Source organism: Piscinibacter gummiphilus (genome assembly GCF_032681285.1).
GTDB classification, from domain to species: domain Bacteria; phylum Pseudomonadota; class Gammaproteobacteria; order Burkholderiales; family Burkholderiaceae_C; genus Rhizobacter; species Rhizobacter gummiphilus_A.
In genome coordinates, this window is sequence record NZ_CP136336.1 from 4,856,028 (window position 1) to 4,882,160 (window position 26,133).

Annotated in this window: 32 protein-coding genes; 11 read left to right on the top strand and 21 right to left on the bottom strand. The window is 68.7% G+C overall.

Annotation, left to right across the window (positions count from 1 at the left end; translation table 11 throughout):
• Positions 1–4 precede the first annotated feature (4 nt).
• Both RXV79_RS22865 and metF read left to right on the top strand, forming a co-directional pair.
• On the top strand, positions 5–763 hold the full coding sequence (locus RXV79_RS22865) for a TlyA family RNA methyltransferase (protein ID WP_316700391.1): 759 nt from the start codon (positions 5–7) through the stop codon (positions 761–763).
• 13 nt (positions 764–776) lie between these two features.
• A complete protein-coding gene (metF, locus tag RXV79_RS22870; protein WP_316700392.1) occupies positions 777–1,613 on the top strand; it encodes a methylenetetrahydrofolate reductase [NAD(P)H] in 837 nt (278 codons plus the stop codon).
• A 12-nt stretch (positions 1,614–1,625) separates the two neighbouring features.
• On the opposite strand, the gene RXV79_RS22875 is transcribed toward metF, so the two are convergent.
• The 3 genes from RXV79_RS22875 to RXV79_RS22885 are packed head-to-tail and all read right to left on the bottom strand — an operon-like array spanning position 1,626 to position 4,061.
• Entirely contained in the window at positions 1,626–2,105 is a 480-nt protein-coding gene (locus RXV79_RS22875) for a carboxymuconolactone decarboxylase family protein (RefSeq protein ID WP_316700393.1), read from the bottom strand.
• Between the two features lie 58 nt (positions 2,106–2,163).
• Positions 2,164–3,066, bottom strand: coding sequence for an RNA polymerase sigma-70 factor (locus RXV79_RS22880; protein ID WP_316700394.1), 903 nt, complete (start codon positions 3,064–3,066; stop codon positions 2,164–2,166).
• Positions 3,066–4,061, bottom strand: a complete 996-nt coding sequence (locus tag RXV79_RS22885) for a bestrophin family protein (RefSeq protein WP_316700395.1) — start codon at positions 4,059–4,061, stop codon at positions 3,066–3,068. Before RXV79_RS22885 ends, RXV79_RS22880 begins: the two co-directional genes overlap by 1 nt.
• A 196-nt stretch (positions 4,062–4,257) precedes the next feature.
• On the opposite strand from RXV79_RS22885, the gene RXV79_RS22890 reads away from it, so the two are divergent.
• Together RXV79_RS22890 and RXV79_RS22895 are read left to right on the top strand one after the other, a co-directional pair.
• A complete protein-coding gene (locus tag RXV79_RS22890) occupies positions 4,258–4,857 on the top strand; it encodes an OmpW/AlkL family protein (RefSeq protein WP_316700396.1) in 600 nt (199 codons plus the stop codon).
• A 75-nt stretch (positions 4,858–4,932) separates the two neighbouring features.
• Entirely contained in the window at positions 4,933–6,213 is a 1,281-nt protein-coding gene (locus RXV79_RS22895; RefSeq protein WP_316700397.1) for a M16 family metallopeptidase, read from the top strand.
• A gap of 29 nt (positions 6,214–6,242) precedes the next feature.
• Here the strand turns inward: RXV79_RS22895 and RXV79_RS22900 are convergent, their stop codons facing one another.
• Complete coding sequence (locus RXV79_RS22900) at positions 6,243–7,238, bottom strand: AraC family transcriptional regulator (RefSeq protein ID WP_413816639.1); 996 nt, start codon at positions 7,236–7,238, stop codon at positions 6,243–6,245.
• Between the two features lie 78 nt (positions 7,239–7,316).
• Between RXV79_RS22900 and RXV79_RS22905 the strand changes: the two genes are divergently transcribed.
• Both RXV79_RS22905 and RXV79_RS22910 read left to right on the top strand, forming a co-directional pair.
• On the top strand, positions 7,317–8,531 hold the full coding sequence (locus RXV79_RS22905) for an MFS transporter (protein WP_316700399.1): 1,215 nt from the start codon (positions 7,317–7,319) through the stop codon (positions 8,529–8,531).
• Between the two features lie 10 nt (positions 8,532–8,541).
• A complete protein-coding gene (locus RXV79_RS22910; RefSeq protein WP_316700400.1) occupies positions 8,542–9,564 on the top strand; it encodes an NADP-dependent oxidoreductase in 1,023 nt (340 codons plus the stop codon).
• A gap of 21 nt (positions 9,565–9,585) precedes the next feature.
• Here RXV79_RS22910 and RXV79_RS22915 read toward each other — a convergent pair whose 3' ends face one another.
• From RXV79_RS22915 to RXV79_RS22935, 5 genes are all read right to left on the bottom strand, one after another.
• Positions 9,586–10,017 carry a YciI family protein gene (locus RXV79_RS22915; protein ID WP_316700401.1) on the bottom strand — a complete coding sequence of 144 codons (432 nt, stop codon included), beginning with the start codon at positions 10,015–10,017 and terminating at the stop codon, positions 9,586–9,588.
• A 107-nt stretch (positions 10,018–10,124) separates the two neighbouring features.
• On the bottom strand, positions 10,125–10,529 hold the full coding sequence (locus tag RXV79_RS22920; protein ID WP_316700402.1) for a VOC family protein: 405 nt from the start codon (positions 10,527–10,529) through the stop codon (positions 10,125–10,127).
• A 34-nt stretch (positions 10,530–10,563) separates the two neighbouring features.
• Positions 10,564–11,139: a 5-formyltetrahydrofolate cyclo-ligase gene (locus RXV79_RS22925; protein WP_316700403.1), complete on the bottom strand. Its 576-nt coding sequence runs from the start codon at positions 11,137–11,139 to the stop codon at positions 10,564–10,566.
• 73 nt (positions 11,140–11,212) lie between these two features.
• Positions 11,213–12,217, bottom strand: coding sequence for an extracellular catalytic domain type 1 short-chain-length polyhydroxyalkanoate depolymerase (locus RXV79_RS22930; protein WP_316700404.1), 1,005 nt, complete (start codon positions 12,215–12,217; stop codon positions 11,213–11,215).
• Between the two features lie 45 nt (positions 12,218–12,262).
• The gene (locus tag RXV79_RS22935) at positions 12,263–12,517 is read right to left on the bottom strand and encodes a hypothetical protein (protein ID WP_316700405.1); all 255 of its coding nucleotides are present in this window, start codon (positions 12,515–12,517) and stop codon (positions 12,263–12,265) included.
• A gap of 165 nt (positions 12,518–12,682) precedes the next feature.
• On the opposite strand from RXV79_RS22935, the gene RXV79_RS22940 reads away from it, so the two are divergent.
• The gene (locus RXV79_RS22940; protein ID WP_316700406.1) at positions 12,683–13,063 is read left to right on the top strand and encodes a DnaJ family domain-containing protein; all 381 of its coding nucleotides are present in this window, start codon (positions 12,683–12,685) and stop codon (positions 13,061–13,063) included.
• Between the two features lie 39 nt (positions 13,064–13,102).
• Here RXV79_RS22940 and RXV79_RS22945 read toward each other — a convergent pair whose 3' ends face one another.
• Complete coding sequence (locus RXV79_RS22945) at positions 13,103–13,330, bottom strand: DUF2798 domain-containing protein (protein ID WP_316700407.1); 228 nt, start codon at positions 13,328–13,330, stop codon at positions 13,103–13,105.
• Positions 13,327–13,824, bottom strand: coding sequence for a DUF2938 domain-containing protein (locus tag RXV79_RS22950; protein ID WP_316700408.1), 498 nt, complete (start codon positions 13,822–13,824; stop codon positions 13,327–13,329). The genes RXV79_RS22945 and RXV79_RS22950 overlap by 4 nt, the downstream gene beginning before the upstream one ends.
• 80 nt (positions 13,825–13,904) lie before the next feature.
• Between RXV79_RS22950 and RXV79_RS22955 the strand changes: the two genes are divergently transcribed.
• From RXV79_RS22955 to RXV79_RS22970, 4 genes are all read left to right on the top strand, one after another.
• Entirely contained in the window at positions 13,905–14,321 is a 417-nt protein-coding gene (locus RXV79_RS22955) for a helix-turn-helix domain-containing protein (RefSeq protein ID WP_316700409.1), read from the top strand.
• Positions 14,322–14,331: 10 nt separating this feature from the next.
• Entirely contained in the window at positions 14,332–14,574 is a 243-nt protein-coding gene (locus tag RXV79_RS22960; protein WP_296726797.1) for a glutaredoxin family protein, read from the top strand.
• A 25-nt stretch (positions 14,575–14,599) separates the two neighbouring features.
• Positions 14,600–14,983 carry a hypothetical protein gene (locus tag RXV79_RS22965; RefSeq protein ID WP_316700410.1) on the top strand — a complete coding sequence of 128 codons (384 nt, stop codon included), beginning with the start codon at positions 14,600–14,602 and terminating at the stop codon, positions 14,981–14,983.
• 131 nt (positions 14,984–15,114) lie between these two features.
• Complete coding sequence (locus RXV79_RS22970) at positions 15,115–16,722, top strand: outer membrane protein assembly factor BamB family protein (protein ID WP_316700411.1); 1,608 nt, start codon at positions 15,115–15,117, stop codon at positions 16,720–16,722.
• 59 nt (positions 16,723–16,781) lie between these two features.
• On the opposite strand, the gene RXV79_RS22975 is transcribed toward RXV79_RS22970, so the two are convergent.
• The 10 genes from RXV79_RS22975 to RXV79_RS23020 form a co-directional block, all read right to left on the bottom strand.
• Entirely contained in the window at positions 16,782–17,363 is a 582-nt protein-coding gene (locus RXV79_RS22975) for a dihydrofolate reductase family protein (RefSeq protein ID WP_316700412.1), read from the bottom strand.
• Between the two features lie 72 nt (positions 17,364–17,435).
• Complete coding sequence (locus tag RXV79_RS22980; RefSeq protein ID WP_316700413.1) at positions 17,436–18,461, bottom strand: RNA polymerase subunit sigma-70; 1,026 nt, start codon at positions 18,459–18,461, stop codon at positions 17,436–17,438.
• Between the two features lie 56 nt (positions 18,462–18,517).
• On the bottom strand, positions 18,518–19,345 hold the full coding sequence (locus tag RXV79_RS22985) for an MOSC domain-containing protein (RefSeq protein ID WP_316700414.1): 828 nt from the start codon (positions 19,343–19,345) through the stop codon (positions 18,518–18,520).
• Positions 19,346–19,377: 32 nt separating this feature from the next.
• Complete coding sequence (locus tag RXV79_RS22990) at positions 19,378–20,469, bottom strand: porin (RefSeq protein WP_316700415.1); 1,092 nt, start codon at positions 20,467–20,469, stop codon at positions 19,378–19,380.
• A 133-nt stretch (positions 20,470–20,602) separates the two neighbouring features.
• Positions 20,603–21,490 (bottom strand): sugar phosphate isomerase/epimerase family protein, encoded by an 888-nt coding sequence (locus RXV79_RS22995; RefSeq protein ID WP_316700416.1) that lies wholly within the window; start codon positions 21,488–21,490, stop codon positions 20,603–20,605.
• Positions 21,487–22,407: a VOC family protein gene (locus tag RXV79_RS23000; RefSeq protein ID WP_316700417.1), complete on the bottom strand. Its 921-nt coding sequence runs from the start codon at positions 22,405–22,407 to the stop codon at positions 21,487–21,489. The genes RXV79_RS22995 and RXV79_RS23000 overlap by 4 nt, the downstream gene beginning before the upstream one ends.
• A 9-nt stretch (positions 22,408–22,416) precedes the next feature.
• Positions 22,417–23,250 carry a shikimate dehydrogenase family protein gene (locus tag RXV79_RS23005; protein WP_316700418.1) on the bottom strand — a complete coding sequence of 278 codons (834 nt, stop codon included), beginning with the start codon at positions 23,248–23,250 and terminating at the stop codon, positions 22,417–22,419.
• Positions 23,251–23,272: 22 nt separating this feature from the next.
• Positions 23,273–24,271, bottom strand: coding sequence for a TRAP transporter substrate-binding protein (locus RXV79_RS23010; RefSeq protein WP_316700419.1), 999 nt, complete (start codon positions 24,269–24,271; stop codon positions 23,273–23,275).
• A 30-nt stretch (positions 24,272–24,301) separates the two neighbouring features.
• Entirely contained in the window at positions 24,302–25,582 is a 1,281-nt protein-coding gene (locus RXV79_RS23015; protein ID WP_316700420.1) for a TRAP transporter large permease subunit, read from the bottom strand.
• A complete protein-coding gene (locus RXV79_RS23020; RefSeq protein WP_316700421.1) occupies positions 25,579–26,124 on the bottom strand; it encodes a TRAP transporter small permease in 546 nt (181 codons plus the stop codon). The genes RXV79_RS23015 and RXV79_RS23020 overlap by 4 nt, the downstream gene beginning before the upstream one ends.
• Positions 26,125–26,133 lie beyond the last annotated feature (9 nt).

Here is a 26,133-nt window from a genome sequence, read left to right on the forward strand (position 1 = left end):
CACGATGCGCGCCGACCAGTTGATCCTGCAACGGGGCCTCGTGCCCACCCGGTCGGCCGCGCAGCGCCTGATCGAGCGCAACGCCGTGCGCTGGCTCGGCCCCAAGGGCTGGGCCGTGGTGAACAAGGCCGGGCTCGACGTGCCCGAAGACTGCGAGATGGAGATCACCGACGACGCGGAGCTGCGCTTCGTGTCGCGCGGTGGGCTCAAGCTCGAAGGTGCGCTGAAGCACTGCAAGCTGAGCGTCGAGGGCAAGACCTGCCTCGACCTCGGCCAGAGCACCGGCGGCTTCACCGATGCGTTGCTGCAAGGTGGCGCGGCGAAGGTGGTCGGCCTCGACGTGGGCCACGGCCAGTTGCACCCGAAGCTTGCGGCCGACGCGCGTGTCACGAGCTACGAAGGCATCAATGCACGCGATGTGGCAGGCAGTGCCTTTGCAGCAGAGCATGCCCAGCACAGCTTCGACTTCGTCACCGCCGACCTGTCGTTCATCACCTCCACCCACGTGCTGCCGACGATGGTGACCTACCTGAAGCCCGGTGGCGACCTGCTGCTGCTGGTCAAGCCGCAGTTCGAGTTGCAGCCCGCGCAGATCGGCAAGGGCGGCATCGTGAAAGACCCGGCGCACTTCGTCGAAGTCGAGAACCGCCTGTGGCAGGCCTGCAAGGGGCAGGGCCTCAAGGTGCAGCAGTACTTCCAGAGCCCCATCCAGGGCGGCAACGGCAACACCGAATTCTTTGTGTGGGCAAAGCAGCCCGCCTGACAAGGACAAGAAGATGAGCAGACTTCCGATCAGCCTGGAATTCTTCCCTCCCAAGACACCCGAAGGCGTCGAGAAGCTGGCCGCCGTGCGCCAGAAGCTGTACGCGCTCAAGCCGCAGTTCTGTTCGGTCACCTACGGTGCGGGCGGCTCCACGCAAGACGGCACGCTCGCCGCCGTGCAGGCCATCCTCGCCGAGGGCGTGGACGCCGCCTCGCACTTCACCTGCATCGGGGCCAACCGCGAGTCGGTGCTGGCCAAGATCGAGCAATTCAAGGCGGCGGGCATCAAGCGCATCGTCGCGCTCAGAGGCGACCTGCCGAGCGGCTATGGCGGCTTCGGGGAATTCCGCTATGCGTCTGACCTGATCGCGTTCATCCGCGAAGCAACCGGCCGCCACTTCCACATCGAAGTGGCCTCGTATCCCGAGATGCACCCGCAGGCCCGCTCGCCGCAAGACGACCTCAACGCCTACCTCGCCAAGGTGCGCGCGGGGGCCAACTCGTCGATCACGCAGTTCTTCTTCAACCCCGACGCGTACTTCCGCTTCGTCGACGACGCCCGCAAGGTCGGCGCCGACATCCCGGTGGTGCCCGGCATCATGCCGATCACCAACTCGGCCGGCATCATCCGCTTCGCCGACAACTCCGGCGCCGAGATCCCGCGCTGGATCCGTCTGCGCCTGCAGTCGTATGGCGACGACGTCGACTCGATCAAGGCCTTCGGCCTCGACGTGGTGACCGCGCTGTGCGAGAAGCTCATCGCGGGCGGCGTACCCGGGCTGCACCTGTACACGATGAACCAGTCGGTGGCGCCGCTCGAGATCTGCCGGCGGCTCGGGCTTCAAGCCTGAGGGCGAAGGGCCTCAGGCGAGGCCGGCCTTGTCGAGCCCGAACGCCTTGTCGTGCGAGCCCGGCACGCCGCGGAAACCCACGTTGATGCGGTTCCAGCCGTTGATCGCCATCACGAGGAAGCTCAGGTCCGACAGTTCCTTCTCCGACAGCTGCGTGCGCACCTTGTCGTAGACGTCGTCGCCGACACCGTGCGGCCCGAGCGTGGTGAGCGCTTCGGTCCAGGCCAGCGCGGCGCGCTCGCGCGGTGAGAAGAGCGTCGACTCGCGCCAGATCGCGAGGTGGTGCAGGCGCAGCGGGCGCTCGCCGTGGATCGTGGCCTGCTTCACGTGCATGTCGACGCAGAAGCCGCAGCCGTTGATCTGCGAGGCGCGGATCTCGATCAGGTGCTGGATCGTCGCCTCGATCGAGCCGCCCTTGGCAGCGGTGCTGAACTCGAGAAACTTCTTGAAGAGCTCGGGCGATTGCTGCATGTAGTTGATGCGCTGGGACATTTATCACTCCTGTGGGTTGATGGAAACAGCTTCCATACCCACAAGACGTGCGACCCGCTCAACTTGTGACAGCAGCCGCGATGCGCGCCAGCTTGTCGGGGTTGCGCTGCACGCGGATGCGCACGATGCGCTCGCCATCGGTCTCGTAGGTCTGCGCCGACTCGAGCGCGCCGTCGATGAAACGCAGGATGCCCCACTCGCCGTTGAGGCGCACGAGTTGAACCTGCTGGCGATCGTGCAGCTTGCGGTGCGCCGCGTAGAAAAGCTGCGCGATGCGCTGCCCGCCCAGCAGCGGCTTCGGGAACGCGAGCACCTTGCCTCCGCCATCGCTGATCAGCTCAGCCTCTTCGCCGAGCATCGAGCGCAGGGCGCCGAAGTCACCCTGCGTCATCGCATGCGCAAACTGAGTCAGCAATCGTTGGTGCGTGTCGGGCGTCACGCGGTAGCGCGGCCGCTCCTCGGTGAGCTGCTTCTTCGCGCGGCTCACCAGCTGGCGGCACGCCGGCTCGGCCTTGCCGACCATGCGGGCGACCTCGGGGTAGTCGACGTCGAACACCTCGCGCAAGAGAAACGCCGCGCGCGCTTCGGGCGACAGCCGCTCCAGCAGCATGAGAAAGGCGACCGAGAGGTCGTCGGCACGCTCCAGCAGGTCCTGCGGGCTGTCGGCCGATTCGGTGACGTCACTGAGAAAGGGCTCGGGCAACCACTGCCCGCTGTAGTGCTCCCGCGCCACCTTGGTGGCCCGCAGCCGGTCGATCGCGAGCCGCGTGGTCACGGTCACGAGCCAGGCTTCGCCGTTGTCGGGCGGTGCGGCCTGCGCGTCGTGCCAGCGCAGCCACGCGTCCTGCACCACTTCTTCGGCCTCGGCCACGCTGCCGAGCATGCGGTAGGCGATGCCTTGCAGGCGTGGGCGCAGCCGGGCAAAGCGGCGGGTCGGGTCGTCGTCTGGAGAGTTTTGCATCAGAGAAGGATGTCGTGGCTCGGTGACAGGGCGGGTGGCAGCTCGGTGTCGCCGAGCAGCTGGCGAAGTTCGATCTCGATCTGCCGGCTCATCTGCGAGATGGGCACGTCGTTGGCGCCTCCTTCGAAGGGATTCTCCGTACTCTCGCCCACCAGATCGAGCGCAAGGTACATCCATCCGACGAGCATCGCAAACGGCACCGTGGCCCAGACCATGTGGCCGGCGAGCGGCGCGCCCACCATCTCGTTGAGGCGGTCGAACTCGCGCACCAGGCACCACGGCAGGAGCGCCGCGAAGCTCCACACGAAGCAGCGGTTGATGGCGGCGTATTGGCGCGGATAGGGGAAGTTTTTCAGGCGCTCGGCGCGGCCCTGCTGGTCGAGCAGGTCTTTGAGCGTCTTCTGCATCTCGGTGTGGTGCAGCACGGCAAGTTGCTGCGCGGTGTAGAGCTCGCGCAGGGCCGCGCTCTGCTGCGCAATGAGCTGCAGCGCGCCCGGGGCAGCACCGTCCGTGTCGGGCTGGAAGCGAGCCAGCTCGTCGCTCAGCGGCGTGTCGGCCTCCGGCACGCGGAAGTGCCGCTCCCGGTACTCCGCATTGGCGCCGCGGTGCGCCGCCTCCCAGCGCCGCGGCGTGCGCAACTGGTAGCGCAGCACGGTGAGCCAGGCCAGGTGGCGCATCACCAGCCGCCGTGTGTGGCCGGGCTGCGTGGGGAAGTCGCGGCAGAGGAGGCCCCAGTAGCGGCTCAGCCCAACGAGGGTTCCCCACACCTGCTGCGCTTCCAGCGTGCGCTGGTAGGTCTGCGCATTCTTGAATCCGACGATGAACGAGGCGGCAGTGCCGAGCAAAACCGCCACCGGCCAGGGCACCGCGGCCCAGCCCTGCCCGAGCAGGCGGTACAGCACCACCGGCACCAGCGCAAACACGAGCAGCAGGTAGAGCCGGCGGCGCGTCCAGACCAGGAGTTCGGGCAACGAGTAGGAGGCGGCGACTTTCATGGCGGGTCCAGTGGGCGGCGCCATGCACCGCTTCATGGCCTAGACGTTTCTGCCCTGCGTCTTGTGACATCGATGGTCTCTTGACCTGTCGCAAACCGGCGCCCCGTGCTCGATTGATGCACCGCAACAAACTTGGGCCTCAGGGGTATTGAAATGACTACCGAGGATCTCTCCCTCAGCAGACGACAGACACACCATGAACACCCGAAGCACCCTCATCGCCGCCGCCCTTGCCGCCGCTACCGTGGCTGCACCGCTCTCAGCACAAGCCCAGGAAGGCCCGTTCCTCGTGCGCCTGCGCGCCGTCAACCTCGACAGCGCCAACAAGGACAGCACCGGCCTCGACCTCACCGTCAACAACAAGGTGATCCCCGAGCTCGACGTGAGCTACTTCTTCACGCCGCAGATCGCCGCCGAGCTCATCCTCACCTACCCGCAGAAGCACACGCTGAAGGCCGGAGGTACCGAGATCGGCTCGCTCAAGCACCTGCCCCCCACGCTCACCGTGCAGTACCACTTCACGCAGCTCGGCGCCTTCAAACCCTACCTCGGCGCCGGCGTGAACTACACGCGCTTCTCCGCGGTGAAGCTGCCGGCCGGTGTGGACATCGAGCGCAACAGCTTCGGCCTCGCGGTGCAGGCCGGTCTGGACTTCGCCGTGGCGAAGAACGTCTACCTGAACTTCGACGTGAAGAAGGTGCAGATCCGCACCGACGTCAGCTCGGGCGGCGCCAAGATCGGCACCTTCAAGGTCGACCCGCTGCTGGTCGGCGTGGGCGTGGGCTACCGCTTCTGACGCACGACCGCACTCCCCGCAGGTGACGCGGGGACCTGAGATCATCGGGGCCCGTCCTTTCGGCTGCGCCCCGCTTTGATCCCGTCCACCGCTCCCACCCCTGCCCTGCACACGCTCGCCAACGGCCTGCGCATCGTCGCCATCCCGATGCCTTGGCGGCAGACGGTGAGCCTGAGCGTCTTCGTGCGCACCGGCAGCCTGCACGAAACGCGGCTGCAGAACGGCATCAGCCACGTGGTCGAGCACATGGCCTTCAAGGGCACGCAAAGCCGCGACTGCCAGCGCATCAACCTCGACGCCGAACGCCTGGGCGCCGAGGTCAACGCGCACACCGACAAGGACCACACCGCCTTCCACATCGAGGGCCTGCCGGGCGACCTGCCGACCTTCGTGGCGCAGATCGCCGACATCGTGCGCCACAGCACCTTCCCCGCCGACGAGCTGGAGCGCGAGCGCCAGGTGATCCAGCATGAGTTCACCGAGTTCGAGGAAGACCCGGTCAACATCGCCTTCGATCTCTTCGACAAGGCCTGCTACGGCGACCAGCACCCCGCCGGCCGCCCGGTGATCGGCAACCGCGCCAACATCAAGCGCTTCACGCGCGACGACCTGCTCGCCTACGTGCAGCAGCAGTACACCGCCTGCAACACCATCGTGGCCGCGGCCGGCCCGGTCGACGAGGCCGCGCTCGTCGCGGCCACCGAGTGCGCCTTCGGCGACATGCCCCGCGGCGAGCCCAACACCGTGCCGACGCCCGAGTGGCACGGCGGGGTGAAGCTGCGGCGGCTGTCGGGCAGCGCGCAATGCCAGATCGTGCTCGGCTTCGCCGCGCCGCCGCTGGCCGACGACGCGCACCTCGCCGACGTGCTGGCCGCCGCGCTGCTGGGCGAAGGCATGAGCTCGCCACTGCTCGACGAGATCCGCGAGCGGCGCGGCCTCGCCTACCAAGTGGGTTGCTCGGCCGACGTGTACCCGCTCGCGAGCCAGTTCGTGATCGACGGCGCCACCGAGCCGGCGCAGGCCGAAGCCTTCATCACCGAAGTGGCGCGCCTGCTGCGCCAGCATGCCGAGCACATCGACGACGACGGTCTCGCGCGGGCGCGCAACCAGATCAGCGTGCGGGCGCTGCGGGCTCTGGAACAGCCGGCCAAGCGCATGGAAGTGGCCGCGCAGGAGCTCTTCACCTTCGGCCGCCTGCGCGAGCCGGGGGAGTGGCTGGCGCGTCTGCAGGCGGTCGAGGCAACTCAAGTGCAGCGGGTGTTTCAGCGCATGCTCGCAAGCCGCGCGGCCGTGGGCCTGGCGGGCAGCGTGCCGGCGAAGCTGAAGGAACGCGCAGCCGGGCTGTATTCGGTGTGAGCGGGCACCGTGTGATCAACCGGGCGTGATCAACCGGGTGTGAGCAGTGCCGTGCGGGCCGCGCGGTGCTCGGCCCGCGCCGCGCTCGGTGGGTGGCCGATGATGCGTTTGAAGGCGCGGCTGAACGAGGCCTCGGAGTCGTAGCCCAGCCGCTCGGCCGCCGTCGCGACACGCATGCCTTCCTGCGCGATCCAGCGCCGCGCCTGGAACATCTTCAGCTTCGTCACATAACGCGCCGGCGTTTCGCCGACGGTGGTGGTGAAGGCTTCGGCGAAGCGCGAACGCGAGGCGCCCATCAGCGCCGCCAACTCGTGCACCGGCCAGTCGCGCTCCGGCTCGGCGTGGATGGCGGCGAGCACCTTGCCGATCGACGGGCAGCGCACCGCGGCGATCCAGCCGCTCGCGTCGCTGCAGGCACATTCGACCCACGCGCGGATGATGCTCGCCGCCAGCACGTCGGCCAAGCGCGCGAGGATGCCGCAGGCGCCGATGCGGTCCAGTGCCACTTCACGCTCCATCGCGTCGAGCAGTGCCGGCACGGCCGGGTCGCGCTGGGCCAGTTCACCGGCGCGCATCACCTGCGGCATCATCGCCACGAGCGGGTGCAGCGGGTCGAGGTTGAAGCGCAGCGCGCCGCAGAACATCACGTCGGGCTTGGCCGTCTCTTCACGCTCATCGCGCACGAGGTAGAGGTTGTCGGCGACCTTGCGCCGGTTCATCGTGTCGATGTCGACCGGCGGCACCTCGGGCGCGCTGGCCAGCACATGGGCACTGCCGCGCGGCAGCAGCACCGCGTCGCCCGGGTTCAGCCGCAGCCAGTCGGTGCTCGGGGTGCGCAGCCAGCACGCCCCACCCGAGACGAAATGGAAGCGCGCCGAGCGCTGCGCCGGGAAGCTGATGGCCCACGGGCCGTGCAGGACGCACCGGCCGTACTCCACGCCTTCGAGGCGCAGGTTCAGGAGGATCTCGGTCAGCGTGTCGGGCACGCCAGGAGGCTCGGGAGGCCTGGACGAATGAGCAAGCATCTCGGCATTTCTGGCATGGAAACGCCGGAATGCTACGCCTAAGCTGGCCGCTCGTGTTGTCCAACCGCCTTGTCCCCCATGTCTGCCACCTGCCCCGACTGCGTCGCCCTGCCCGGCGACGCCCCCGCTTCCGCCACACCCTCCGACGCCCGCTGGCCCGCCATCGGCGCCCTGGGCCTGGGCGTGTTCGGCCTCGTCACCGCCGAATTCCTGCCGGCCAGTCTGCTCACGGCCATGGCCGCCGACCTGCACGTGAGCGATGGCGCGGCCGGCCAGGCGGTCACCGCCACCGCGCTGGTCGGTGCGGTCGCCGCCCCTTCGATTCCGCTGCTCACGCGCCGCTTCGACCGCAAGCAGGTGATGTTGGCGCTGACCCTGCTGCTGGTGCTGTCGAACCTGATCGCCGCCACGGCCGGCAGCCTCGCCACGCTGCTCGTCGCACGCGTGATGCTCGGCGTCGCACTGGGCGGGTTCTGGTCGATGGCCGCCGCACTCGCGATGCGGCTCGTGCCGGAACACCTCTTCGCGCGCGCGATGTCGGTCATCCTCACCGGCGTGTCGGTCGCGACCGTCTGCGCGGCACCCATCGGCGCGTGGATGGGCGACCTGTGGGGTTGGCGCAGCGCCTTCGTCGCCGCCGGGGTGGTGAGCGTCGTCACGCTCGTGGCCCAGTTCGTCACGCTGCCCGCCCTGCCCCCGCGCGACAACCCGAGCCTGCGCGTGCTCGGCGAGCTGCTCACGCGGCCCAGCGTGCGCGTGGCCCTGCTCGCGGTGCTGCTCGTGATCTCGGGCCATTTCGCCGGCTTCACCTACATCCGCCCGCTGATGGAGCAGGTGACGCACCTGCCGGTGAGCGCGATCACCGCCGTGCTGCTCGGCTACGGCATCGGCGGCTTCTTCGGCAATTTCGCCGGTGGTGCGCTCGCGGGGCGCAGCGAGCGCCACGCCATCGTCGCGGGCGGTGCGCTGATCGTGGTGCTCGCGGCTAGCCTTCTGGTGGCCGGCCACTCGTCGACGGTGACGGCGATCGCCGTCGCGCTGTGGGGCTTTGCGTTCGGCGCCTTCCCGGTCGGCTTCCAGACCTGGATCGTGCGGGCCGCGCCCGACCAGGCGGAAGGTGCGGGCGGCTTGCTCGTCGCTGCGTTCCAGATCGCCATCGCGAGCGGGGCGATCGGCGGCGGCCTGCTGGTCGACCACGTGGGCGCACTCGGCGGCCCTGGCTTCGCGGTCGCGGCCATCACGCTCGGCACGCTGCTCACGCTGCGCCACGGCCCACGCCCGGTGCGCATCTGAGGAGGACACGATGACCACGCTCAACCGCCGCATCGTGCTCGCATCCCGGCCCAAGGGCCGGCCGCAGCTGGGCGACTTCCGACTCGAGACACAGTCCGTTCCCACGCCTGCCGAAGGCCAGGTGCTGCTGCGCACGCTGTGGCTCTCGCTCGACCCGTACATGCGCAACCTGATGGACGAGGTTGGCCCCGGCTACGCGCCCTCGATCGAGATCGGCGCGCCCCTAGTCGGCGGCACGGTGAGCCGCGTCGTGGCCTCGCGCCACCCGCAGTTCCAGGAAGGGCAACTCGTGCTCGCCAACGCCGGCTGGCAGGACCACGCCCTCAGCGACGGCAGCGACCTGCAAACGATCGACGATCTCGCCCAGCCTTCACACGCCCTCGGCGGCCTGGGCATGCCGGGCTTCACCGCCCACGTGGGCCTGCTCGACATCGGCCAGCCACGCCCCGGCGAGACCGTGGTCGTCGCGGCCGCCACCGGCGCCGTCGGCGCGATGGTCGGCCAGATCGCCAGGCTGAAAGGCGCGCGCGTCGTCGGCATCGCGGGCGGCGCCGAGAAGGTGCGCCACGCGGTGGAGGTGCTCGGCTTCGATGCCTGCCTCGACCGCCACGACCCGCGCCTCGCCGCCCACCTCGCCGAGGCGTGCCCTCACGGCATCGACGTCTATTTCGAGAACGTCGGCGGCGAGGTGCTCGATGCGGTGCTGCCGCTGCTCAACGTCAACGCACGGATCCCGGTCTGCGGCTTCATCGCGCACTACAACGACGACGGTGCGCCGGCCTCACCCGACCGGCGCGCCCAGCTGCTGGCCACCGTGCTGCAAAAGCGCGTGCGCATGCAGGGCTTCATCATCCTCGACCACTACGGTGAGCGCTTCGACGCCTTCCAGCGCGAGATGCGCGAGTGGGTGCAGGCGGGCCGCGTCAAGCTGCACGAAGCACGCGTCGAGGGCCTGGAGCAGGCCCCCGCGGCGCTCGCCGCCCTGCTCGACGGCCGCCACCTCGGCAAGCTGGTCGTGCACGTGGCCGATTGACCCGACGTCCGAGGGCCGAGCTCAGATCCGGGTCTCGCCGCCGAGCTGCTGGCGCAGGCGCTCTTCCTGAGCCTGAAGCTCGGGCGTGAAGGCCTCGCCGAAATCGGCGGCCTCGAAGAACGGGCGGATTTCGATCTCGGAGTCGCTCTCCATCGGGTTGGGGCAACGCTTGACCCACTCGACGGCCTCGGCCATGTCCTTCACTTCCCACACCCAGTAGCCGGCGATCAGCTCCTTGGTCTCGGCGAAGGGGCCGTCGACCACCGAGCGATCCTTGCCCGAGAAACGCACGCGCTTGCCGCGCGAGCTCGGGTGCAAGCCATCGCCGCCTTTCATGATGCCGGCCTTCACCAGTTCTTCGTTGTAGTTGCCCATCGCGGCCATCAGCTCGGTGCTCGGCATCTTGCCGGCTTCGGATTCAGGGCTGGCCTTCACGATCACCATCACGCGCATGTCGTTCTCCTTGCTTGGGTTGAGCGAGCCGGGTTCGAAAAATGGGTGGCTCTGATCACACGACGGCTGGGCGCGTCTGAAATCGACAAGCGCCCGCCGAAAAATCTTCAGGTGGCGATCTCGTCGTAGCCGCGGCCGACGAATTCGATCAGGCAGAAGCCATTGCCGAACGGGTCGGAAAACATCGCCAGCTTGCCCCAGCGGGCCTCTTGCACCGGCTTCTCCTGCAACGCCCCGGCCGTCAGCGCCTGCCGCACGGCAGCGTTGATGTCGGGCACCACGATGTCGACGTGCACCGGGCACCAATGGCGGCTGTAGCTGCGCACCTGCGTGTCACCCGGCACCGGCGACGTTCCCGCAGCCTTCTGCAACAGGTAGATCGGCACGGGCCCACCGAGCAGTTCCAGCACCTCGCCGCCGATCCGACGGCCGGGCCGCAGGCCGAACGCATTGCAATAGAAGGCTTCGGCGCGCGGCAGGTCGGGCACGTCGATGTTGACCAGCATGTCCATGCAAACACCTCCGGGGTCGATGCCGGGCGCGTGCTCAGCTACGCTGCCACATCACACCGTCTTCGGTGAGCATCACGTCGACCAGCAGGTCATCGGGCTCGGCGCGCAGCAGCGGCAGGAAGCCATGCGCATAGCCCACGCCGATGGTGAGCGGGCGTGGGTTCAGGCTCTCGATGGTGCGGTCGTAGAAGCCGCCGCCGTAGCCCAGGCGCACGCCGCCCGGGCCGTAGCCCACGCAGGGCAGCACCAGCAGGCCGGGCCGGAATTCATCGGTGCCCTTGGGCTTGGGGATGTCGTGCGCGTCGAGCTCCATCTCGCAGCCGGGGAACCACACGTGGAAGCGCAGCTCGCCGGTGAGCTTGTCGGTGACGGGCAGGCCGATGCGGCGCGGCGAGCCTTCGGGCCCGCCTTCGCTCCAGCGGTAGAGCGCCGGCAGCGGGTCGAACTCGCCCTTGATCGGCCAGTAGGCGCCGATCGTCGATTCCTTGCGGCTCACGAGCCAGGCGCGCAGCACCTGCTGCAGTTGCACGGCACGCTCCAGGCGGTCGGGCAGCGCCTGGCGGGCGGCGATGAGCTTGGCGCGCAGGGCGCGGCGGTCTTCGGGGGTCATGCGCAATCTCCGGAACCTTGGGGCCGACGAGGCCGCCGGCATTGTGCAGGAGCCGTCCACAGCAGGCCCTCGCTCACGCGCGGAATTGCCTTTGCGCAAACAACCACGCGAGGCGCGACGCATCGGGCCCGCGGCTGTCGCTGTAGGGCTTCTTCGCGGCGCCGCCGCTCCAGGCATGTCCGAGCGTGTCGACCTCCACCAGCGCCGCCACGTCACGGCCGCGGCGCTTGTGCTCGGTGATCGTCATCGGGTGGCGCTGGCCGCGCTGCACCCTCCGCGATTCGCTCGCGGTGGCGCCGGCCGCATCGGCCCACAGGTTGACGGTGGCACTCGCATTGCGCGACGAGACCACGCGGTCGTGCTCGCCGTGGATCACCATCAGCGGCGGCAGCGCCTCGCTCACCGCGAGGGGCGTGAGGAGCTGCCGCCCGCGCATCGCGCGCACCGCCGCGGCGCTCGTGTCGGCCGAGCCCGGCGCCACGCCCGAGTGCATCACCACCGCCTTGAAACGCGCCGGGTGGCGCGTGGCCAGCAGTGCGGCCATGCTCGCGCCGGCCGACAGGCCGCACACGGCCACGCGTGTCACATCGGCCGGGTAGAAAAGGGCCACCTGGTCGATGGCCTTCAGGATCAGCGCCGCCTCGCTGTAGGCCCGCCCCGAGCGGGTCTCGAACCAGTTCCAGCAGCCTTGCGGGTTGGCCACGCGGTCCTGCTCGGGGTAGAGCACGAGAAAGCGCTCGCGGTCGGCCACGCGGTTCATGCGGGTGCTGACGGCGAAGTTGCGCGCGTCCTGCCCGCAGCCGTGCAGCATCACCATCACCGGCACCCGCTCGGCGTAGTGCAGGCCTGGTGGCCGGTAGAGATGAAATCGCAGCAGCCCCGACAGGCCGACGGCCACGCCGGGCAGCCAGTCGCCGGGGCCCGGCGGTGGCTTGCGTGACGCGGCCGCGGCCTGGGTCACCTGGCCGATCTGCTGCCGACTTGCCTTCAGCCCGGCATGGAGCCCGGCGCGTGTCCACACGCCCAGGCTGCGCTCGAACGACTTCGCCCAGGCGCTCGCCAGCGTGCGTTTGGCCACGCAGCGGCCTCCCGTGCGAGCGTCGGTTCCGTCGGTGGCGGGCGTTTACTGGGTCGCGTCCTTGGCGGCGTCCTTCGCGTTCTCGCGGTGGTGCTTGGCCTTGGCCTTGTGGACCTTCGCCTTGGCCTTGTGCACCGTCTTCTCCGGCTGGTCGGACACGGCGCCCTTGGCGTTCTCGGCGCCCTGCTTGGCCGTCTCGGCGGTGGCCTTGCCGGTTTCCTTCACGGCGGTGCCGACCTGCGCGAACGCGGTGCCGGCAGCCAACAATGCGGCGAGGGCGAGGGTCAGTTGCTTCTTCATGACATTCTCCTGATGGACCTGCGCGCCGATCCCCATGACCTGCGCTGCACGGCCTGCATGCTGCCTGTTGCGGTGCGCAACGGGCGTCAGCCGGGGCAGGCGTGGGATGTAGGACGGCGCCGCGAACCGGCCATGCCATCCCCTGCGTTTTGGCAAACTGCCGTCATGCCCCATCCGAGCGACTCCGACCGCCGCAAGAAGCGCGACGCGCTGCTTCGCAGCCAGGACGAAGCCATCGCCGAGCACCTGGCCCAGGCGATGAAATCGGGTGAACTGCAAAGCGCCGAGAGCTACGGCAAGCCCCTCGCCGATCACGACGACTACCTGCGCACGCCGGCCGAATTCCGCCTGCCGTTCAAGATCCTGAAGAACGCGGGCGTGACGCCGCCCGAGATCGATCTCTTCCACAAGCGTGCCGAGCTGCGCCGCCAGCTGGAGACGGCCTCCACCGACAGCGAGCGCGAGGTGCTCAAGCGCCGGCTCGGCGACCTGGAGATTGCCATTGCGCTGCGCCTGGAGGGCATGCGCCTGAGCGGGCGACTGTGAGGCGACGCGGCGGCGCTTTGCGCGCCAGCCGCGGCAGGCTCACTGCGGCGCCAGCACGCGCTGCACCATGCGCCGCGCGAGCGGCGCGACAAAGAGCACGATCGGGAAGGCGATGAGCCAGGTGGTCAGCCACGCCCCGACCCAGAGGCCCGCGAAGCCCTCGACGAGGCCTACGTTGCGCAGGGTGGAGATGCCCGCCACCACGAGGGACATCAGGCCCGAGAGCACGAGGCCGAAGAGATAGGGTTCGAACTTTCTGGGAATCATGGCAAGGTCCTTTCGATCAAGACAGCAGTGACAAACAAGCCCACGCCGAACACGGTGTGGGTGGCGAAACTCTTCAGGCAGTTCTTCAGCGGCGCCGCCGTCTTCGACGACGCGATGCCCGCGCCCATCGCCGGCTGCATCACCAGCAGCGGCATGGCGACGGTGACCACGCCGAAGGCGAGCGCCGGCCACAGCGTTGGCTGATGCAGCCACGCCGTGCCGGACATGGCCACGAGCAACGCGGCGAAGGCGAGCCCCACGCCGTAGTGCACCGCCCAGCCGAGCGCGGCCTCGTGCCGCACCGGCGCCGACTTCGCGATGCCGTCGTGCCACCAGCGCCCCTGCGCCACATGCCCGACCCAGCGGCCCACGAGCGCGAAGCTGAGCGAGGGCACGCCGAGCCGCTTCAGGCCCCACAGCCACACGTCCATCACGGCGGTGGCGCCGAGGCCGACGAGGGCGATGCGGGCGGTGTCGTGCAGCAGCGGGTTCATGGCGGTTCTCCGGTTGACATGGCGAGGTGTTGAGGGGACTATAGAAGTTCAAGTCAACTTGAAGTCAAGAGGTTTTTTGCATGGACATCGCCGAAGTCGCCAAACGCTCGGGCGTGCCCGCCTCCACGCTGCGCTACTACGAAGAGAAAGGGCTCATCGCCTCGGTGGGCCGCCAGGGGCTGCGCCGACTTTTTGCGCCGGAGGTGATCGACCAGCTGGCGCTCATCGCGCTCGGCCAGGCCGCGGGTTTCTCGCTCGACGACATCGGCGCCATGTTTTCCGCCGACGGCAAGCCCAACATCAATCGCAAGATGCTCGACGCCAAGGCCGACGAACTCGACGCAACGATCAAGCGCCTCAAGGCCATGAGCAACGGCCTGCGCCACGCGGCCGTGTGCCCCGCGCGCAACCACGCGGAATGCCCCACCTTCCGCCGCCTGCTGCGTGCAGCGGCGGCAGGGTCATTCGAGAAGCGCCAGAAGCGATCGGCCGCCTAAACTCGCGCGCATGAACCTCAACATCGTCGTCTACTCCAAGTCGGCCTGCCCCCAATGCGACCAGGCCAAGATGCTGCTCAAGACCAAGTCGATCGACTTCAAGGAAGTCAAGATCGATGACGAAGCCGAGCGCCTGGCCTTCTTCGAGAAGTGCGGGCCTTCGGTGCGGCAGATGCCGCAGATCTTCATCAACGAGCAGCGCGTCGGCGGCCTGGCCGGCCTGCAAGCCGCGCTCACGCAACTCGGGCGCTGACCCGCACCCGGGCGTGCCTCACCCGATGCGGCTCGACCCCTACCTCTCGTTCGCAGGCTATGCGTTCTCGCTCACGCAAGACGACCTGCTGAAGCAGCGTGGCACGCCGCTCAAGGCCGGCCGCAACGAGGTCGGCCTGAACGAGTTGGACTACGGCGACGTGGTCCTGCGCTTCCAGGACGGCGGCCGGCTGGAAGAGATCACCGCCGCCGCGCCGGTGCTGCACCTGGGCGCGATCGCCATCCCGTTCGACCACCTGCGCCCCTTCGTGCTCACGCACGACGAGCAGGTGTTCTGGCGCGCTCGTTTCATGGTCAGCCCGACCCTCGGCCTGGCCTTCGACCCCACCGAGCCGGCGTGGGTCACGGCGCTCGCCAAGCACTGCCTTCCCGAGTGGGAAAAGCTCTGAGCAACTCCTGACAGAACGTTGTCAGGACCCCCTCCCTACAGTCTCCCTACCGCATCGATCCACACGATCGCATCGCGGTTTCGCTGGCCTCCGCAGCCGGAGGCCCATCACGGTAAACAGGGAGATCACACATGAAAAAAATCTGGTCGGTGGCTGCGGTCGCCGTGTTCCTGTCTGCGTGCGGCGGCGGTGGTGCTGGTGACACCACTGCCAATCCGGACGCCTCGCGAGAGCAAGCTCAAAGCGCAGCGCAGCAAGCCTCGCTGGTGGCCACACCGGGCAATCTCGAACTCCGATTGACGAGTGGGCAGAGCGCCGTCGGCGAGCTGGCGTTGCAATATGTCGGCTCGTCAGCCGCCCACACCCGGCTCGTGATCGAAGGCGAGCTGCCCGCGGTCTTTGCGCCCAAACCGGTGATCGAGTCGCTGGGGGACGGGCGCTTCACGGTGAAGCTCAGCACCGCGGCGGGGCTGGCCGACGGCAGCTACAGCGGCACGCTGCAATTCGCCGGCTGTCACGACCCGAAGTGCAGGAACGCCCGCAAGACGGCGCGCGTGGCGGTGCCCTACAGCATCACCGTCTCGGCCGCGAGCGACTGGCAGATGCACCAGGGCAATGCCGCACACACCGGCTACGTGCCGGTGACGCTCGACCCGGCGCGCTTCCAGTACGCCTGGGATTGGCGGCGCCCGGCGAGTGGCGTGATCGGCGCGATCAACGCGGTGGTAAGTGAAGGCGGCAAGGTGTTCGTCACCGACGACGACTACTTCAGCGCCGTCTCGATCCGCGCCCTGAACGAGGCCGACGGCTCGACGGCGTGGACACGCGACTTCGGCACCAAGCCCGGTCTCAACCCGCCGGCGGTGGCCAACGGCATGGTCTACGCGGCGACGATGGGCCACTCCGACACCTACCTGCACGCCTTCCGCGCCGCCGATGGTCAGCCGGTGTTCCAGTCGGCCTTCGACTCGCAGTGGGGCCATGTGCTCGCGCCGACGCTCGCCGATCGCCGCGCCTACACCAACGGCGGTTACTACGGCGGTGGCGTCTACTCGTTCGACGCCACCTCGGGCAGCCGCCTGTGGTCGCAGACCGCGGGCGACGACGACATGAGCACGCCGGCCGTCGACAGCCGCTACGTCTACCACTACAGCGGCCTCGGGCTCGAGGTGTACGGCAAGGTCGACGGCAACCTCGTCGCGTCGATCCCCGACCCGTATGGCCCGGGCTGGGGCTACTCGTACCACGGCTCGCCCATCCTCGGCTCGGCCGACCACGTGATCGCCTTCAGCGGCGGCGCATTCAGCGGGCGGGCGTCGTCGAGCGTGGAGCCCTACGACAGCCGCCGCCTGGTGAACTTCTCGGTGGAGAACCGCAACACGCGGTGGATCAGTGCCCGTGCCTACCTCACGACGCCTGCACTCGCCAAGGGCGTGGTCTACGCGGGCCGCAATGCGCCGAAGTCGCTCGATGCCATCAGCGAAGCCACCGGCGAAGTGCTGTGGTCGTGGGCCGGCACGGCGAGCGACAGCGAGTTCCACCGCAACGTGGTCGTCACCGACAACCTGCTCTTCGTCAGCACCGACCGCGCCGTGCACGCCATCGACCTCACCACGCACCAGTCGGTGTGGTCGTATCCGTCGCCGGGCATGATCAGCCTGTCGGCGAGCGGCATGCTCTACATCGTGGAAGGCGCGCGCGAGCCCACCGGCCGCCTCATCGCGATCCGCGTGCGCTGAAGTTTTCTCCAGCCATTTGCAGTGGCCTTCAAGGCGCCCCTCGGGGCGCCTTTTTTGCGTCACGAGACGCGGTAGTGCAGCGCGACGATTTCCGACTCGGGCAGCCGCCGCTGGCCGAGCAGCGTCATCGGCCGCGACACGCCTGATGCAAACGCCGGCACACCCGCGCCCAGCACCACGTTGCCGATGAGCAGGTGCAACTCGTCGACGAGGCCGGCGGCGTAGAGGTCCTGCCAGACCTGGGTGCCGCCATACATCAACAGGTCGCGCGTCTCGCTGGCCTTGAGTTGCGCGATGCGCGCGCGTGAATCGGCGCGTCGCACCACCTCGGCGTCGTGCCACGGGTCGTCGCCGTCGAGTTTCAACGTGTCGCTGACAACGAGCCTGCGCACCGAGCGGGTGAGCGAGGCGATTTCGCGCTGCACCGGCGCAGCATTCGTGTCGCGCTCGACCTGCGGCCAGTAGCCCTGGAACATGCCGAAGGTCGTGCGGCCGAAGAGAAGCGTGCCGGCGCGCCGCAGCAGTTCGACGTTGTGCCGGTCGAAGGCCGAGCCGCCCATGGGCAATCGGCTGAGGTCGCCACCGGGGCCGGCAAGGTGGCCGTCGAGCGAGATGAGTTGGCTGACGATGAGTTGGGCCATGGGGGGATCACCTTGTCTCTGTGGTTGTGACATCCACTGAGAGACACGGCGAGGCCCAAACTCATCGGTACTTCAGACAATTTCTTCCTGCAGCCTGAAACGGCGATACAGCGCCGGGTCGAGAAAGCTGTGCAGCCCGGCGATGCGCCCGCCACGCAGCGCCAGCAGCGTGATCGCGCCGAGCCGGAATCGGTCATCGCCATCGGCCTTCTGGTAGCAGGCGAAACCCGGCTGGCCGTTGGCCCACAGCGGCCGCATGCGCCAGGGCGTGGCGAAGACACGCTCGGCGATGAACTCTTGCACGTCGGCCAGCCCGTCGAACCATGAGGGCAGCGGCGGCATGGTGAAGCGCACGTCGTCGGTGAAGAGGCGCACGAGTTCCTTCACGTCGCGCGCGTCCCAGGCGGTGAGGAAGGCGCCGAGCAGCTGCCGCAAGCCCTCGTCGCCCAGCGATTGCAGCTCGACCGCCTGCGAGACCGCGGGCATGCGCTCCTTCACCGTCTTCTGCGCACGTTGCAGGGCGCTGTTGACCGAGGCGACCGTGCCGCCCAGCATTTCGGCGGTTTCCGCCGCCGAGAACTCCAGCACGTCGCGCAGCAGCAGCACCGCGCGCTGCGTGCCGGGCAGGTGCTGCAAGGCCGCCACGAAGGCCAGCGCCACGCTCTCACGGCGCGCGAGCGACACGGCCGGGTCGTCGGGCGGCTCGCCCTGCCACGGCGCCTCGTCGTCCGAGAGCGGCTCCAGCCACACCGGGCCCATCACCATCTCGCCCAGCTCGGCCGTCGTGTGAAGTGACGGGCCGTGGTCGGGCGACTCGCGCCGCCACGGCCGCTGCGAGATGAGGCGCAGGCAGACGTGGGTGCTGATCTGGTAGAGCCAGGTACCGAGCGCGCTGCGCCCCTCGAACGACGCGAGGCCGCGCCAGGCGGCGAGCAGCGTCTCCTGCAGCGCATCGTCGGCATCGTGCGGCGAGCCGAGCATGCGATAGCAGTGGCTGTGCAGGCGGCGACGGTGCGGTGCCAGGAGCCGATCGAAGGCGGCCGCGTCACCCCCGCGTGCCAGCGTGAGCAGTTGGGTGTTGTCGAAGGGCAAGCTCATGCGTCCCCCAGAAGGTTGATCCACTGCACGACCTCGCGCGAGCCCACGGGCGCGGGTCAGAAATCCAGTTCAAGGCTGAGCACCTGGCCTCGCACGATGCGTGCGCCCGCAGTGGCCTGCCCATAACAACCGAAGCTCACCGGCCCGCCGGGAAGGCGCTCGGCCGAGAGTGCGGCGAGGGCGGCCAGCACACGCGCGTCGGTGTCGCCCGTCGCCGGGTCGACATTGGGCACCACGCAGCGCACGCATCGCGAGCTGATGTCGAGGCGCCCGCCCGGCCAGGCGAGCGAGCGCAGATGGTCTTCGGCAAAGGGCGGCAGCAACGACTCGGGGCCGTCGAGCACGAGGTTGGGCCGGTAGCGCAGCACGCCGGCGGCCGGGCCCCCGTCACGCCGCAACTGCGCTGCGGCGTCGTCGCATGAAGCACGGCTCACCACGTGCAGCCGGTTCGCTTCGCCTCGGCCCACCGCCTCGTCGCTCAAGCGCACCAGCCGCACCGGCGCGCCGGCCACGGCGGAGACCCAGGCGCTGGACGCGTGGCCGGCGTCGTGCCCTTCGTGCCGGTCGAGCCGCGCGGCGGCCTCGTTCCAGATGCGGAACGAGCAGGCTGCCAAGCCCGCGTCCGGGACGGTGAGCGTCGGTTGGCCAGGCGCTTCGAGCCGCAGCCCATCGGGCAGCAGCGTCGGCGAAATCAACACCAGGCGCGGGTAGGTGCCCTGCCACGTGACCTCGCCCTCGGCATTGACGATGGCCCAGCGGCGGTCACCCTCCGCCCCGCCCCAGCGGTCGATGTGCAGCGCGTCGACAGGCATCGCCCCGCAGGCCTTGACCGGGTAGAGGTAGGCCGCGGCGACGTGCACGGCGTCGAGAGAGGTGCTTGGCATCGCGCAAGCGTAGCGCCTCTCCCGACACGGGCTCACCAGGCCATGCGCAGGCCGGCCTGGAAGACGCGGTTCTCGGCGATGTAGTCCTTCAGGTCGCCAGTCGAGAACGAGATGCCCGAGTAGAGGAAGGTGCTCTTCGACAGCGCGTACCAGCCCATGAAGGCCGCCTTGCCGAGCGTGGCGCTGCGGCCGGCGGCGTTTTCGTACTTCACGCCGGTGTAGTTGGCGCCCAGCGTGAGCTGGCCCAACGGCACCTGCACACCGAGCGTGTAGCCGTTGATCTCATCGGCGGTGAAGGTGGTGGGGGCGTCGTAGGTGACGATCAGGTTGGTGCCGGTGAAGGCGCCGTTGCCTGCGCCCAGCGCGAGGTCGCTGTTCAGCTGGATGCCGCCGAGCAGCTTCACCGCGCCGAAGTTGTAGTTGGCGCCGAAGGTGAACGACTTGTTGGTGTCGTCGCCGGTGGTGCGCGACTTGTTCCACTCGTATGACGCGGCGATGTTGAACGGGCCATTGCCGTAGCCGAGGCGCACGCCGTGGAAACGATCGGAGGTGCCCTCGCCCGGGGCCAGTTGGGCCGCGGCCACGAAGCCGGCGAGGTTCGGCGTGGCGTACTGGACCACGTTGTTGGCGCGCGGTGCGTTCAGCCACAGCGGCAGGTTGCGGCCGGCGTTGGTGCTGGCCGTGCCGGGGTTGTTGACGGCGGCATTGCCATACGGGTTGGTCATGCCCATGACCGAGTCCGACAGGATGTACTGGCGGCCCATGCGCAGCTCGCCGAGCGTCGGTTGCGAGAGACCGACGAACACCTGCCGGCCGAAGGCAAGGCCACCCTGCCCCAGCGCGCCGGTGTCGGCATTGAGGCCGCCTTCGAGCACCGCATTGGCCTTCAGGCCGCCGCCCAGGTCTTCGACCACGCGCACGCCCCAGCGCGAACCGTTGAGGCCGTTGACCACGCCGTCGTTCAGCTTCCACACATTGCCGGCGCCCGAGGCGCTGCCGGCCTTGTAGTGGTCGACGGCCAGGTCGATCAGGCCGTAGAGCGTGACGCTCGATTGCGCCTGGGCGGTGCCGGCGGTCAGCAGCGCGGCGGCGGCCAGGGCGGCGGGTTTGAGAGCTGTCTTCATGGAGTCTCCTCGTGGATGTGTCAGGCGGCCCGTGTTGAAAAACTCGGGCAAAAGCTCGCCCGACCCGGGCGCTGGGACCATGTCGCCCGGGGTGGTGGAAGGGGTGACGTGGGACCTTGTGGCGGTGCGAATCTCAGCCGCGCACGCGGCGCAAGCGAAGCTGGTTGGGCTGCGGCGCGGCGCGCCTCAGCACGTCATCGGCCAGCCACTGGGCCGAGCGCTCCGCGCGCTCGCAGACCATCGGCAATGGCATCTGCACGTAGTCGTCGTTGAAGACTTCGAAGCTGTAGTCGCCGTCGTAGCCGAGCGCATCGAGCCTTCGCACCATCTCCACCACGGCCGCGGTGTGCACGCCTTCGCCGGGGAAGACGCGGAAGGTGCGCGCGGTGGCCATGCGTTCCTCGAAGGTGCGGGCCTCCTGCCACATGAAGTCGGAGAGCTGCACGAGGAAGATCTTCTGCGGGTCGATCTCGTCGATGCCGTCGAGCGGTGTCTTCGCGGCCAGTGCATGGAAGGAGTCGAAACACAGGCCGAGGTTGGGGCAGTCGGCGCGGCAGACCACGTCCCACGCGGTGGTGTATTCGTTGACCGTGCGGCCCCACGACAGGCCTTCGTAGGCGATGCGGATGCCGTGCGGGATGGCCAGCATGGCGAGCTTGCGCAGGTCGCGGGCGATGTGGTCGAGCTCGGTGCTGGCGTGCGTCGAGGTGGAGGAGCAGGCGAGAAGCACGTCGCAGCCAAGCGCGGCACACATCTCCAGCATCGTTTTCGCGATGTCGAGCTTGTAGTGGTGCAGGTGGCCGGAGAGGCCTTCGAAGTCGCGCAGCACCTGGAAGCCGGTGCCGCGCAGGCCGCTCGCCTTCACCGCGGCCACCGCGGCGCGCCAGCCCTGTGGGTGGCCGACGAGGTCGTTGGCCTTGAGCATCACCTGGTCGAATCCGGCGGCGCGCATCGCGTCGAGCTTGGCCTCCAGCGGCCCGGCGAGGCTGATGGTGTCCATGCCGAAGCCCTGGATGCTCATGGCGCGGCTCCGCTCTGCACCAGCTCGAAGGCGACGCCGCCGAGGTAGGTCTTGGTGAGCGCGCCGCGGCGTTCGGTGTGGGCTGCATCGGTCTCGACGAACTCCATGCCGAGAGCACGCAGCGTGCGCACCGCCGCCAGCACGTCGGGCACGCCGAGGCCGATGCGCTGGAACTGCTCGGTCGGCGACTCCGCATCGAGCGGCGGCTCCACCAGCTGCAGCATGAAGCCGTTCGCCGGCTCGGTGGCGGGAGCCTGCAGCAGCTTGCCGGCGGGCATGATGCCGAAGCGTTGTTCGTCGGGGATCAGCGTGGTGCCGAGCAGCTCGGCGTAGAACTCGATCCAGTCGCTGCTGCGGCCGAAGCCGATGTACTGCACGACGCCGAAGAAGTGCAGGCCGTCGAGGCCCTTGGGTTGCTGCTCGGCCCCCACGATGGGCACGAAGTCCACGTCGTAGATCGAGAACTCGCGGTAGCGGTCGACGAAGTGGATGCGGCTGCCACCCACGCCGTGGATCGCGGGGATGTTGAGCTCCATCGCTTGCGGGTGGGTGGGGGCGTCCCAGCCGCCGCGGTCGAGCACCAGGCGGTGCACCTGGTTGGCGTTGCGCACGCGCAAGGCGATGGCGCTGAGCGTGGGCGTGGCGGGCGCGGTTTGCGGCGCATCGGCACCGGCGGTCGGGTGCGCGTTGACGACGATGTTGAGCCCGCCCTGCCGGTACAGCATCACCTCACGCGAGCGGTGCCGCGCGACGGGGCGAAAGCCCATCATCTCCAGCACCTGGCCCAGCGCCTGCGGCGCGGAGGTGGCGTATTCGACGAACTCGATGCCGTTGAGCCCTAGCGGGTTGTGTTCGTCGCTGAACGAGGCCTGCAGCGGCTCTCGCGCGCGAACGGGGTCGAGGAGCAGGTCGCTCATGCATGCCTCCTAGTACTGCAGGCGGGCGACGGCGCGCAGGTGCTCGGGCGTCGTCGTCGGGAAACCGAAGAACTCGAGATAGGGCGGGATCATCTCGAACAGCATGTCGGTGCCGACCTGCACGCGGCAGCCGCGTGCCTTCGCGGCTTGCAGGAAGGCCGTCATCTCGGTCTTCATCACGACCTCGCCGACGAAGGTGCCGGGCGCGAGCCGCGCCACGTCGACGGGCAGCGGGTCGCCGGGGTTCATGCCCAGCGGTGTGGCGTTGACGACGAGGTCGAAGCCCTCGGGATCGCGTGCGCCGGTGCTGGCCTCCACCGACGGGAAGTGCGTGTGCAGGCGCTGCGCAAGCTCATCGGCCGATGAGGCGTTGACATCGAAGAGCGCGATGTGCGCGGCCTTTGCTGCGGCGAGCGACGCCGCGATCGCCGACCCCACACCGCCGCAGCCCACCACCAGCGCGCGCGCGCCCGCAAGTCGCAGCCCCTTGCGCTCGATGCCGCGCACGAAGCCGGTGCCGTCGAACTGGTCTCCGACGAGCTTTCCATCACGCAGCCGCTTCACCGCATTGCATGCGCCCGACACCCGCACGGCGGCCGTCGCCTCATCGAGCAGATCCACCACGCTCACCTTGTGCGGCATGGTGATCAGCGCGCCGCGCAGGTTCTCGAGTTGGAAAAGCCCCTTGAGCGCCGACGCGAAGGCTTCGGGCCGGCAGCCCATCGGCACGACCACGGCGTTGATGCCGGCCGATTCGAAGTACGGGTTGTAGACCAGCGGCGCCTTGAAGGCGTGCGTGGGGAAGCCGAGGTGGGCGATGACCTCGGTGCTGCCGTCGATCACGATGAAGGGCTCCGTGAGTGGCTTACTTCCGCGCGGCCTCGATGTCGGCCAGCACGGCCTTCACCGTCGCCTCGCCCACGCTGGCGGTGTGCTTGGCGATCACCGGCTTGATCTTGTCGCGCAGCTTGGCCATCTCGGCGGGCGGCAGCTCGTTGACCTGCATGCCGGCCTTCTTCAGCGCATCGAGGATGCCGGCTGCCGCATTGCGCGACTGCTCACGCTGGAACTTCGCCGACTCCACCGCGGCGTCTTGCAGGATCTTGCGGTCGGCCGCGGAGAGCGAGTCCCAGAACTTCTTGCTCACCACCACCGACTGCGGGTTGTACTGGTGGTTCGTGAGCGTCATGTACTTCTGCACTTCGTTGAGCTTGGCGCCCTGGATGGTGGCGACCGGGTTCTCCTGCCCGTCGACGGCCTTCTGCTCCAGCGCGGCGTAGAGCTCGGGGAACGGCAGCGGCGTCGGGTTCGCCCCCAGCGCATTCACCCAGTCGATGTTGATCGGGTTCGGGATCACGCGCAGCTTGAGGCCCGCGATGTCTTCCACCTTGGTGATGGGCCGCTTGCTGTTGGTGAGCTGGCGAAAGCCCAGCTCGTAGTACGTGAGGCCGATGAGGCCCTTCTCTTCGAGCTTGGCGTGCAGCTGCGTGCCCACCGGGCCATCGACCACCGCCGCCACTTCCTTCGGGTTGGAGAAGAGGAAGGGGAAGTCGTAGACGGCGAAGTCCTTCACGATGCTCGCGAAGATGCCCGAGTTCATCGAGGCCATCTCCAAGGTGCCGCCTTGCAGCGCCGAGAGGTTGGCCTGGTCGCTGCCGAGCGCGCCGCCCGGGAACACGTTCACTTTCAGCTTGCCGCCCGACTTCGCCTCCACCAGCTCGGCGAACTTCTCCATGCCCTGCACGATGGGGTGGCCCTTGGCGTTCTGGTTCGCGAACTTGATGGTGCGGGTCTGCGCTTGTGCGGCGCCGAGTGTGGCCACGGCGGCGAAGGCGACGAGGCTCTTGAGCAGCATGCGTTTCATGGGGTGTCTCCGTAGGGGGTTGTTTGTGGGTCAGCCGTAGAACCAGCGGGCCGGCACCGTCACGAGCGCCGGGAAGAAGACCATCAGGAACATGACGGCGAACTGCGCCAGCATGAAAGGCCACACGCCCTTGGTGACCTGGTCCATGCTGACCTTGCCGACGCCGGCCACCGTGCTGAGGACGGTGCCCACCGGGGGGGTGATGAGGCCGATGGCGTTGTTGATGACGAAGAGCACGCCGAAGTAGACGGGGTCGATGCCGGCTGCCTTCACGAGCGGCATGAACACCGGCGTGAGGATGAGGATGGTCGGCGTCATGTCCATCGCCGTGCCCACGAGCATGGTGATCACCATGAGCATCACCAGCAGCAGCGTGGGCTGGTCAAGCAGCGGCTTGAGCAGGCTCGTGAGTTCGGCCGGCAGATTGGCCACCGTGATCATCCAGGCCGACACCATCGCCGCCGCGACGAGGAACATGATCACCGCCGTGGTCTGCGCCGCCGCGAGGAAGAGGCCGTAGAGCTGCGACAGCTTGAGTTCGCGGTAGACGACGGTCGAGACGAAGAGCGCGTACACCGCGGCGACGACGGCAGCCTCGGTGGGCGTGAACACCCCGAACTTGAGCCCGACCACCACGATGGCCGGCAGCACGAGCGCGAAGGTTGCGTCGCGCAAGGCGCGCAGCACCTCCGCGCGGCTGGCGCGCGGGGCGGGCTGGATCTTCTCCTTGCGCACCAGCACCCACCAGGTGAGCCACAGCGCCGCGCCCAGCAGCACGCCGGGCGCGATGCCCGCCATGAAGAGCTTGGAGATCGACACGTTGGCCGCCACGCCGAACACCACGAAGGCGATGCTGGGCGGGATGACCGGCGCGATGATGCTGGCCGACGACAGCAGGCCCGCCGATCGCGCGGTGTCGTAGCCCGCGCGATTCATCATCGGCAGCAGCAGCGCGGCGAGGGCGGCCGCATCGGCGACCGCCGAGCCCGAGAGCGCGGCCATGATGACCGCCGCCATGATGCCCACGTAGCCCAGGCCGCCGCGCACATGGCCCACCAGCGTCATCGCGAAGTTGACGATGCGGCGCGAGAGCCCGCCGGCGTTCATGATCTCGCCGGCCAGCATGAAGAAGGGCACGGCCAGCAGCGGGAAGCTGTTGGCGCCCTCGATGGTGTTCTGCGCGAGGATCTGGGCATCGAACATGTCGAGGTGCCACATGAGCGCGGCGCCGCACACGAGCAGCGAGAACGAGATCGGCACACCGAGCGCCATGGCGCCGAGCAGCGCGCCGAGGAAGATGGCGATGGTCATGGCTGCCCCTTGTCGGCAGGCTGGCCGTGCGGCATGTCGTCGGACTCGGCCACGCCGATCAGTTCACGCTCGGGCAATCGCCCCGTGACGAGCCGCAGAAGTTCGATCAGGATGAGGGCGCCGGCCAGCACTGCAAACACCACGCCGCTCGCATACAGCCAGGCCATCGGCACCTCCATCACGGCGCTGGTGGTCTCGAGGTTGATGACCGTCTGCTGCCAGCTGCCACGCCCCATCAGCCAGCAGACGTAGAGCATCAGCCCGTGCGCCGCCGCGAAGCACACCTTCTTGCCTGCCAATGGCAGGCGCGACACCAAGGCGTCGGTGCCCAGGTGCGCATGCTTGCGCACGGCCACGATGGCGCCGAGGAAGGTCATCCACACGAAGAGCCATCGCGAGAGCTCTTCCGACACGGTGATGCCCGAGTTGAAGCCGTAGCGCAGCACCACGTTGCCGAACACCATCAGCACCATCAGCGCCAGGCAGGCCACCATCAGCATGCCGAAAAGGCGGCACATCCCGTCGATCGATCTGTCGAGCATCGTTTGTCT